This window comes from uncultured Georgenia sp. (assembly GCF_937958535.1).
GTDB lineage: Bacteria > Actinomycetota > Actinomycetes > Actinomycetales > Actinomycetaceae > Oceanitalea.
In genome coordinates, this window is the sequence record NZ_CALGNQ010000185.1 from 1 (window position 1) to 9151 (window position 9151).

Annotated in this window: 10 protein-coding genes; 8 read left to right on the forward strand and 2 right to left on the reverse strand. The window is 74.1% G+C overall.

The genetic code is table 11. From position 1 onward, the window contains the following. The first annotated feature begins 15 nt into the window (after window positions 1-15). Window positions 16-762 carry an alpha/beta hydrolase gene (locus Q0195_RS09760; protein WP_299277673.1) on the forward strand — a complete coding sequence of 249 codons (747 nt, stop codon included), beginning with the start codon at window positions 16-18 and terminating at the stop codon, window positions 760-762. Here Q0195_RS09760 and Q0195_RS09765 read toward each other — a convergent pair. Further along, window positions 719-1537 (reverse strand): ROK family protein, encoded by an 819-nt coding sequence (locus tag Q0195_RS09765; protein ID WP_299277676.1) that lies wholly within the window; start codon window positions 1535-1537, stop codon window positions 719-721. The genes Q0195_RS09760 and Q0195_RS09765 overlap by 44 nt on opposite strands. Before the next feature lie 66 nt (window positions 1538-1603). Between Q0195_RS09765 and truA the strand changes: the two genes are divergently transcribed. The 6 genes from truA (at window position 1604) to Q0195_RS09795 (ending at window position 6501) form a co-directional block, all read left to right on the forward strand. Beyond that, on the forward strand, window positions 1604-2503 hold the full coding sequence (truA, locus tag Q0195_RS09770; RefSeq protein WP_299277698.1) for a tRNA pseudouridine(38-40) synthase TruA: 900 nt from the start codon (window positions 1604-1606) through the stop codon (window positions 2501-2503). Between the two features lie 46 nt (window positions 2504-2549). Continuing rightward, the gene (locus Q0195_RS09775; RefSeq protein ID WP_299277679.1) at window positions 2550-3017 is read left to right on the forward strand and encodes a DUF5709 domain-containing protein; all 468 of its coding nucleotides are present in this window, start codon (window positions 2550-2552) and stop codon (window positions 3015-3017) included. A 217-nt stretch (window positions 3018-3234) separates the two neighbouring features. Further along, complete coding sequence (gene rplM, locus Q0195_RS09780) at window positions 3235-3678, forward strand: 50S ribosomal protein L13 (RefSeq protein ID WP_299277682.1); 444 nt, start codon at window positions 3235-3237, stop codon at window positions 3676-3678. 43 nt (window positions 3679-3721) lie between these two features. After that, window positions 3722-4210, forward strand: a complete 489-nt coding sequence (rpsI, locus tag Q0195_RS09785; protein ID WP_299277684.1) for a 30S ribosomal protein S9 — start codon at window positions 3722-3724, stop codon at window positions 4208-4210. A gap of 122 nt (window positions 4211-4332) precedes the next feature. Beyond that, window positions 4333-5679 (forward strand): phosphoglucosamine mutase, encoded by a 1347-nt coding sequence (gene glmM, locus Q0195_RS09790; protein WP_299277687.1) that lies wholly within the window; start codon window positions 4333-4335, stop codon window positions 5677-5679. 75 nt (window positions 5680-5754) lie between these two features. Continuing rightward, window positions 5755-6501 (forward strand): DedA family protein, encoded by a 747-nt coding sequence (locus Q0195_RS09795; RefSeq protein WP_299277690.1) that lies wholly within the window; start codon window positions 5755-5757, stop codon window positions 6499-6501. A 50-nt stretch (window positions 6502-6551) separates the two neighbouring features. Here Q0195_RS09795 and coaA read toward each other — a convergent pair whose 3' ends face one another. Next, window positions 6552-7520, reverse strand: coding sequence for a type I pantothenate kinase (coaA, locus tag Q0195_RS09800; RefSeq protein ID WP_299277693.1), 969 nt, complete (start codon window positions 7518-7520; stop codon window positions 6552-6554). Between the two features lie 96 nt (window positions 7521-7616). Between coaA and glmS the strand changes: the two genes are divergently transcribed. Further along, window positions 7617-9151: glutamine--fructose-6-phosphate transaminase (isomerizing) (glmS, locus tag Q0195_RS09805; RefSeq protein ID WP_299277695.1), on the forward strand; the 1535-nt coding region annotated here is incomplete at its 3' end.

Sequence of the window (9151 nt, forward strand, 5' to 3'; positions counted from 1 at the left end):
CGTTAACATCCGGCCATGGGCCCCATCGGCGTCGTCCTGGTCCACGGCACGCGTGCGTCGCGGACCATGTGGCTGCGCCAGCTCGAGGCGCTGGCGCAGGCGCGCGTGCCCGCCGTGGCGCCCGACCTGCCCGGCCACGGGCGCCGGGCCGGGGAGCCGTTCACACTCGACGGTGCGGTCGCGGCGGTCGAGGAGGCGGCGGCATCGCTCGCGGGGGACGTCGTCGTCGCGGGCCTGTCGCTCGGCGGGTACCTCGCCCTGCACTGGGCGGCCCGCACCGAGCGGCCGGTGGCGGCCGTCGTCGCCGCGGGGTGCACCACCCGCCCCCGCGGTCCCGGGCTGGCGGCTTACCGCCGGTTGGCCGCGCTCATCGGACGGGCGCCCGGCGGCGGCCGCCGGCTCAACGACACGCTCGTGCGTCTCATGCTGCCCGACCGGGCGCGGCGCGACCTGCACGCCGGGGGGATGGAGCTCGGGGTGATGGACGCGGTGCTCGCCGCCGTGGCCGACCTCGACCCGCTCGCCGACCTGCGGGCGCTGGCCGGCGTCCCCGTCCACCTCGTCAACGGCCGCTGGGACCACTTCCGGCTCGAGGAGCGCCGGTTCCTCGCCACCCGCCCCGACGCGCGGCTCCACGTCGTCCCGCGGGCGCACCACCTGGTCTCCCTCGTCCGGCCGGAGGAGTTCAACCGGATCCTGCTCGACGTCGTCGCCGACGTCAGCCCCCGCTCGGTCCGGAGCCGGGACCCTGGCTCGGGCTGATGCCGCGCAGGCTCCACGCCCGCACCCCGCCGACGATGCCCGCGCTGTTCGGGACGACGACGACCTCGTCGCCCAGCCGGTCGAGCGTCTGCGGCGTGATGCGCCGGGCGTTGCCACCACCCAGGTAGAGCCGGTCCCACAGGAAGACCGGGCGCAGCGAGTCCACCACCTGCCGCACCCGCCGCGACCACATGGCGTCCCCGAGCCGCAGCCGCTCGTGCTCACCGATGTACTCGTCGTACGTCAACCCCCACCGGGCCAGCGCCCGGGACAGCTCGAGGTGCGGGGCCAGCCGGCCGCCGTCGAACAGCGCGTTGCCCAGCCCGGTGCCGAGCGTGACGACGAGCTCGAGCCCCGCCCCGGCGATGACCCCCGCGCCGTGCACCTCGGCGTCGTTGAGGAGCAGCACCGGCAGCCCCAGCTCCGCGGAGAGCGCCTCCTGGAAGTCCAGGCCCGCCCACGCGGTGACGAGCTCGGGCAGCACCTTCGTCCGCGGGCCCGCCCGCGTGACGTAGTGGGGGGTGGAGACGACGACACCGTGGCGGATCATCCCCGGCATGCCCACGGTCGCCCGGTCGGCGCGGGGGAGCTGGGCGGCCAGCTGGCGCACCGTGTCCAGGAGCCGCTCCGGGGGCAGCGGGTACGGGGTCGCCGTGCGGACCGGCTGGGCGTGCATCGTGCCCGCCGCGTCGAGGACGGAGGCCTTGATGCCGCCGCCGCCGCAGTCGACGGCGAGCGTGGCCGGGCCTCGGTCACCGGTGCTCACTGGGTCCACCCGGGTGACGGTACTAGCCTGCGAGGCGTGACTGCAGCGACCCCCACCGGCGCGGCCGGGCCCGACGTGCCGGCAGCGGCCGGGACGCAGCTCGTCCGCGTCCGGCTCGACCTGCGCTACGACGGCACCGACTTCGCCGGGTGGGCCGCCCAGCCCGGCCTGCGGACGGTGCAGGGGACGCTGGAAGAGGCGCTGCGCACCGTGCTGCGCCTGGCCGAGCCGGCCCGGCTGACGGTCGCCGGCCGCACCGACGCCGGCGTCCACGCCCGCGGCCAGGTGGCCCACGTCGACCTGCCCCGGCCGGCGTGGGAGGCCGTGCCCGGCCGCAGCGACCGACCCCCGGCGGAGGCACTCGTCTCCCGGCTCGCCGGGGTGCTCGGCCGGGACGCCCGCCCACGCGGCGCCGGTGACCTCGTCGTCTGGCGCGCACAGGTCGCCCCGCCCGGCTTCGACGCCCGGTTCTCCGCCGTCTGGCGCCGCTACGCCTACCGGGTGGCCGACCGTCCCCACGCCCGGGACCCGCTGCGCCGCCACGACGTGCTGTGGCACGGCCGCCCGCTCGACGTCGCCGCCATGGACGCCGCCGCCCAGCAGCTCCTCGGCGAGCACGACTTCGCCGCGTACTGCAGACCGCGGGAGGGGGCGACGACGATCCGCACCCTCCAGGAGCTGCGCTGGCGGCGGGTGCCCGCGGGGGAGCCCGACGCCGGCCTCGTCGTCGCCGACGTGCGCGCCGACGCCTTCTGCCACTCCATGGTCCGGGCCCTGGTCGGGGCGAGCCTCGCCGTCGGCGAGGGGCGCCGGCCGGTCGACTGGCCCGCCGCCGTCCTCGCCGCCCGCCGGCGCGACCCCGCCGTCACGGTCGCCGCCGCCCACGGCCTCACCCTGGAGGAGGTGGGCTACCCGCCCGACGCCGAGCTCGCCACCCGCGCCGCCGCGGCCCGCAACCTCCGCACCCTGGGCTGAGCAGGCTCCCCGTGCGGGACCGCGGACCGGGTGGCAGCCTGGAGCGATGAGCGAGCCAGCGCAGGACACCCCCGCCACCAGCCCCGACCCCGAGCTGCCGGGCGAGGGCGACAGCAACCAGCTGCCCAAGGAGGACACCCTCGAGGACCGCGCCGTGGACGAGCTCCTCGACGAGGGCTACTCACCGCCCGAGCGCGACCCGCTGCGCGGTGAGAACCTCACCCAGGCCGAGCTCGTCGAGGGGGACACGCACGCCGAGCGGCTCGCCCAGGAGGAGCCGGAGGTGTGGGAGGAGCCGCAGCGGCCGGACCCGGGCCGGGAACCGGACCGCGCCGGCCGGCTCGAGGCGGCCGGCGAGGAGAGCGTCGGCGCCGGTGGCGAGCGGGAGCAGGACGTCATGGCGCAGGACGTCGGCGTCGCCGGTGGCGCCGCGGCCGCGGAGGAGGCGGCGATGCGGGTCCGTGAGGAGGACGACCCGATCGGGCTCACCGACGAGGGCGGCACGCCCGGCTGAGGCCCGTGGCACGTCTCACTCGGGCCCTCCCGCACCGCCTTTGACCACGTGCCCGCCCCGGCGGTACCCTTGGATGTCGTTGTGCATCCCTTTGCGCTCCCCGGTGCCTCCCACTCGCCGGCGCAGCGGCGCGGATGCCCGCAGCGAGCATCACCAGACCATGGGCGGCAGTGCGCCTCGCACGCCGTCCTCGATGAGAGAAACGAAGGCTACGCCCGTGCGCACGTACACACCGAAGCCCGGCGACGTCGAGAAGAACTGGTACGTCATCGACGCTACCGACGTCGTCCTCGGCCGACTGGCGTCTCAGGTCGCCACCCTGCTCCGTGGGAAGCACAAGCCGAGCTTCGCCCCGCACGTCGACAGTGGTGACTATGTCATCGTCGTCAACGCCGCGAAGGTCGCCCTGACCGGGAGCAAGCGCGAGGACAAGATCGCCTACCGCCACTCCGGGTACCCGGGCGGGCTCAAGGCCGTCAGCTACGCGCAGCTGCTCGAGCGCTTCCCCGAGCGCGCCGTCGAGAAGGCGGTCCGCGGCATGCTCCCGAAGAACACCCTCGGCCGCGAGCAGCTGAAGAAGCTCAAGGTCTACGCCGGCCCGGACCACCCGCACGCCGCGCAGCAGCCGCAGGCCTTCGAGATCACCCAGGTTGCCCAGTAGTCCGCCCGGACCAGGCGCCCCGCAACAGGACACGAGGAGAACTGTGGCAGAGACCACCGACATCGAGCTGGACGACGAGAACGTCCCCAGCAGCTACACCACGGAGACCGAGGCCCCCGCGACGGGCAGCGGTCAGAGCATCACCGCCCCGGGCCAGGCGCTCGGTCGCCGCAAGGAAGCGGTTGCGCGCGTCCGACTCGTCCCCGGGACCGGCCAGTGGCGCATCAACGGCCGCTCGCTGGAGGACTACTTCCCCAACAAGCTCCACCAGCAGATGGTGAACTCGCCCTTCGCGCTGCTCGACCTCGAGGGCCGCTTCGACGTCATCGCCCGTATCAACGGCGGCGGCATCTCCGGCCAGGCCGGTGCCCTGCGCCTGGGCGTGGCCCGCGCGCTCAACGAGATCGACGCCGAGGCCAACCGCCCCGCGCTGAAGAAGGCCGGCTTCCTCACCCGTGACGCCCGCGCCGTCGAGCGCAAGAAGGCCGGGCTGAAGAAGGCCCGCAAGGCCCCGCAGTACTCCAAGCGCTGACCCGCGCACACGAACGGCCCCGTCCGGCAGCAGCCGACGGGGCCGTCGTCGTGCCACCTGGCACGATAGGTCCGTCGCCCGCTGCGGCATACCGGCCGCTCTCGACCCGAAGGAACCTCCCCATGCCCCGACTGTTCGGAACCGACGGCGTGCGCGGACTCGCCAACCGGGACATCTCCGCCGAGCTCGCGCTCGGGCTGGGGGCCGCGGCCGCGCGGGTGCTCACCGCGACCACCGAGGGCCGCCGTCCCCGCGCCGTCATCGGACGCGACACCCGTGTCTCCGGTGACTTCCTCTCCTGCGCCATCGCCGCGGGCCTGACCAGCGCCGGCGTCGACGTCGTCCAGGTGGGCGTGCTGCCCACCCCCGGCGTCGCGCACCTCACCGCGACGACCGACGTCGACCTCGGTGTGGTCATCTCCGCCTCCCACAACCCGATGCCCGACAACGGCATCAAGTTCTTCGCCCGCGGCGGCTACAAGCTCGAGGACGCCATCGAGGACGCCATCGAGGCGAGCCTGGGCACCAGCTGGGAGCGACCCATCGGGGACGGCGTGGGCCGCATCGAGGAGGACGCCCGGGCCGCCGACCGCACCTACATCGACCACCTCGTGGCCGCCACCGGCCGGCCGCTGGAGGGCCTGCGCATCGCCATCGACTGCGCCAACGGCGCGGCCAGCGACATCGCCCCGCTCGCGCTGCGCGAGGCGGGGGCCGACGTCGTCGTCATCAACGCCTCCCCGGACGGCCGCAACATCAACGACGAGTGCGGCTCGACCCACCCCGAGCAGCTCCAGGCGGTCACGGTGGCCTCCGGCGCCGCACTGGGCGTGGCCTTCGACGGGGACGCCGACCGCTGCATCGCCGTCGACCACACCGGCGCGATCGTCGACGGCGACCAGATCATGGGGGTGCTCGCCACCGCGTTCAAGGAGCACGGACAGCTCGCGCAGGACACGCTCGTCGTCACCGTGATGAGCAACCTCGGCCTGCTCCTGGCGATGCGCGAGGCCGGCATCCGCACCGTGCAGACCGCGGTGGGGGACCGCTACGTCCTGGAGGCGATGCGCGCCGGGGGCTACACCCTCGGTGGCGAGCAGTCCGGGCACATCATCGCCTCGGCCCACGCCACGACGGGCGACGGCCTGCTCACCGCGCTGCTGCTCGCCGCGCGGGTGGTGGAGACCGGACGCCCGCTCGCCGACCTCGCCTCCATCGTCACCCGGCTGCCGCAGGTGCTCCTCAACGTCCCCGGCGTCGACAAGACCCGCACCACCACCGACGAGGCGCTGCAGGCGGCGGTCGCCGCGGCCGAGCGGCGCCTGGGCGACTCCGGGCGGGTGCTGCTGCGGCCCTCGGGCACCGAGCCGCTCGTGCGGGTCATGGTCGAGGCCGCCACCCAGGACGAGGCGGACAGCGTGGCGGCCGAGCTCGCCGACGTCGTGCGCACCCGGCTCGCGCTGCCCTGAGAGCGCCGGCGAATCAGGGGGATCCCCGATGACACCGGTGGTCCCGGCACGGTTGAATGATTCGGTGGTGATCTCATGAGCGAGGCCATGGCCGTCGTCGAGGCCTGGGTGCTCGGTATGGCCGAGTCGCCGTGGATCCTCCTCGGGGTGCTGCTGCTGGCGACGATCGACGGGTTCTTCCCGCCGGTGCCCAGCGAGTCCGTCGTCATCGCGGTCGCCGTGCTGGCGATGACCGGCACCGGGCCGAGCCTGTGGCTGCTCATCCTCGTCGCCGCCCTCGGGGCCTTCACCGGGGACGTCATCGCCTACACCATCGGCAGCAAGGTCCCCGTCCACCGGATGCGGCTGTTCCGGGGCAGCCGCGGCCAGGCGAGCCTGGCTTGGGCCGGGCGGGCGCTGGCCAGTCGCGGCACCGTCTTCATCCTTTCCGCGCGCTTCGTCCCGATCGGCCGCGTGGCCGTCAACATGACCGCCGGCGCGGTGCGCTACCCGCGCGCCCGGTTCATGGTCATCGCCGGGATCGCCGGTGTCATGTGGGGCTGCTACTCCACGCTCCTGGGCATGGGCGCCGGGGTGTTCCTCCACGACCACCCGGTGGTCGCCGTCGTCGTCGGTGTCATCGGCGGGGTGCTCCTCGGCTTCGTCGTCGACGCGCTCATCCAGCGCCTCCACCGCCGGTTCACCCGGCTCGGGGCGGGGCTGGCGGACCTCAGCCGCGGCCACGTCCCGGCCGAGGAGGCCGAGCCGGAGCCCGGGACGGGGCCGGCGAGCCCCGAGACCGGCGCCGAGCACTGCGACGAGCGCACCAGCACCCCCGGCTGACCCGCGCCTCCGGGCGGCCGCCCGCTGAGCCCGGCACGCCGGGTGACCGGTCAGATCTTGCGCAGCCGCATCCGGTGCATCCGGTGGTCGGACGTCTTCGTCAGCACGAGCGAGGCCCGGCCGCGCGTGGGCAGGATGTTCTCCACGAGGTTGCGCTCGTTGATCCGCGTCCAGATGTCGGTGGCCGTCGCCACCGCCTCGTCGTCGCTCAGCCGGGCGTAGCGGTGGAAGTAGGAGCGCGGGTCGGAGAACGCCGTCCGCCGCAGCCGCAGGAAACGGTCGACGTACCAGCGGCGCACGTCGCTGGTCCGCGCGTCGACGTAGATGGAGAAGTCGAAGAAGTCGCTCACCGCCAGGCTCGGGGAGCCGTCGGCCGTGGTCCGGGCCGGCTGGAGGACGTTGAGGCCCTCGACGATGAGGACGTCCGGTCGTCGCACGACGATCCGCTCGCCGGGGACGATGTCGTAGGTGAGGTGGTCGTAGACCGGGGCGGTGACCTCCGGCAGCCCCGACTTGACCGCGCTGAGGAAGCGCAGCAGGGCGCGCTGGTCGTAGGACTCCGGGAAGCCCTTGCGGTCCATGAGCCCGCGCCGCTCCAGCTCGGCGTTCGGCAGCAGGAAGCCGTCGGTCGTCACCAGCTCCACCCGCGGGGTGCCCGACCAGCGGCGCAGCATCTCCCGCAGCAGCCGCGACGTCGTCGACTTGCCCACCGCGACCGACCCGGCGACCCCGATGACGAACGGGGTGCGGCCGGTGCGCTCGCCGAGGAAGGTCGAGGTGACCGAGCCCAGCCTCCGGTAGGAGGCGACGTACAGCGCCAGCAGCCGCGACAGCGGCCGGTAGACGGTGTCCACCTCGTCGAGGTCGACCGGGTCGCCCAGGCCGCGGAGCCGGTCGATGTCCGCCGCCGTCAGCGGCTGCGGCGTCGACGCGGACAGACGGCTCCAGGTCTTCCGGTCGAACTCCAGGAAGGGGGAGACGGAGGGTTGCGTGGCTGGCGTCACTGGCTGCACTGACACGGGTACCAGTGTGACCTACCCGCGGGCCTGCCTGTGACGTGCGTCCACGGGGCGTCGTGCGCGCGGGCCCCACCCCGGCCACTACGCTGGGGAGCCATGTGCGGAATCGTGGGTGCAGTGTCCGGGACGACCGCGGGTACCCCGCCCTCCGTCGCCGTCCTCGACGGCCTGGCGCGGCTGGAGTACCGGGGGTACGACTCCGCCGGGGTCGCCGTCGTCTCCGACGGCGCCGTGACGGTGCGCAAGAAGGCCGGCAAGCTCGGCGGGCTGCTCGAGGAGCTCGAGCGCAGCCCGCTGCCCGAGACGCAGGTCGCCATCGGGCACACCCGCTGGGCCACCCACGGCGCCCCCACCGACGCCAACGCCCACCCGCACCTGTCCGACGACGGACGGGTCGCGGTCATCCACAATGGCATCATCGAGAACTTCGCCGCGCTGCGGGCCGAGCTGGAGGCCGACGGCGCGACCTTCGCCTCCGAGACGGACACCGAGGTCGTCGCCCACCTGCTCACCCGCGCCTACGCCGGCGACCTCACCGCCGCCATGCTCGCCGTCACCGCCCGGCTCGAGGGCGCCTTCACCCTGCTCGCCCTCCACGCCGACCACCCCGGCACGATCGTCGCCGCCCGCCGCAACTCCCCCCTCGTCGTCGGGCTCGGCGACGGCGCGAACTACCTCGGCTCCGACGTCGCCGCCTTCGTCGCCCAGACCAAGTCCGCCCTCGAGGTGGACCAGGACCAGGTCGTCACCATCACCGCCGACTCGGTCTCCGTCGTCGACGCCCAGGGCAACCCCGTGGAGCCGCGTGCCTTCACCGTCGCGTGGGACGCCGAGGCGGCCGTCAAGGGCGGCTACGACTCCTTCATGGACAAGGAGATCCACGACCAGCCGCAGGCCGTGGCCGACACCCTGCTCGGCCGCACCGACGAGCTGGGCCACCTCCAGCTCGACGAGCTGCGCATCGACGAGGCCATCCTGCGCAGCATCGACAAGATCATCGTCGTGGCCTGCGGCACCGCGGCCTACGCCGGCTTCGTCGCCAAGTACGCGATCGAGCACTGGTGCCGCATCCCGGTCGAGGTCGAGCTCGCCCACGAGTTCCGCTACCGCGACCCGGTCGTCGACGAGAAGACCCTCGTCGTGGCCGTATCCCAGTCCGGGGAGACGATGGACACCATCATGGCGGTGCGCCACGCCCGGGAGCAGGGCTCCAAGGTGCTCGCCGTCGTCAACACCCACGGGTCGACGATCGCGCGGGAGGCCGACGCCGTCCTCTACACCCACGCCGGGCCGGAGGTCGCGGTCGCCTCCACCAAGGCGTTCCTCGCCCAGATCACCGCGACCTACCTCCTGGGCCTCTACCTCGCCCAGCTGCGCGGGAACAAGTACCTCGACGAGGTCGCCGACTACCTCACCGAGCTCGGCCGCATCCCGGCGCGGGTCACCGAGGTGCTCGCGCGGCAGGACCACGTCCGCGACGTCGCCCGCTCGATGAAGGACGCCACCTCGGTGCTCTTCCTCGGCCGGCACGTCGGCTACCCCGTCGCGCTCGAGGGGGCGCTCAAGCTCAAGGAGTTGGCCTACATCCACGCCGAGGGCTTCGCCGCCGGGGAGCTCAAGCACGGCCCGAT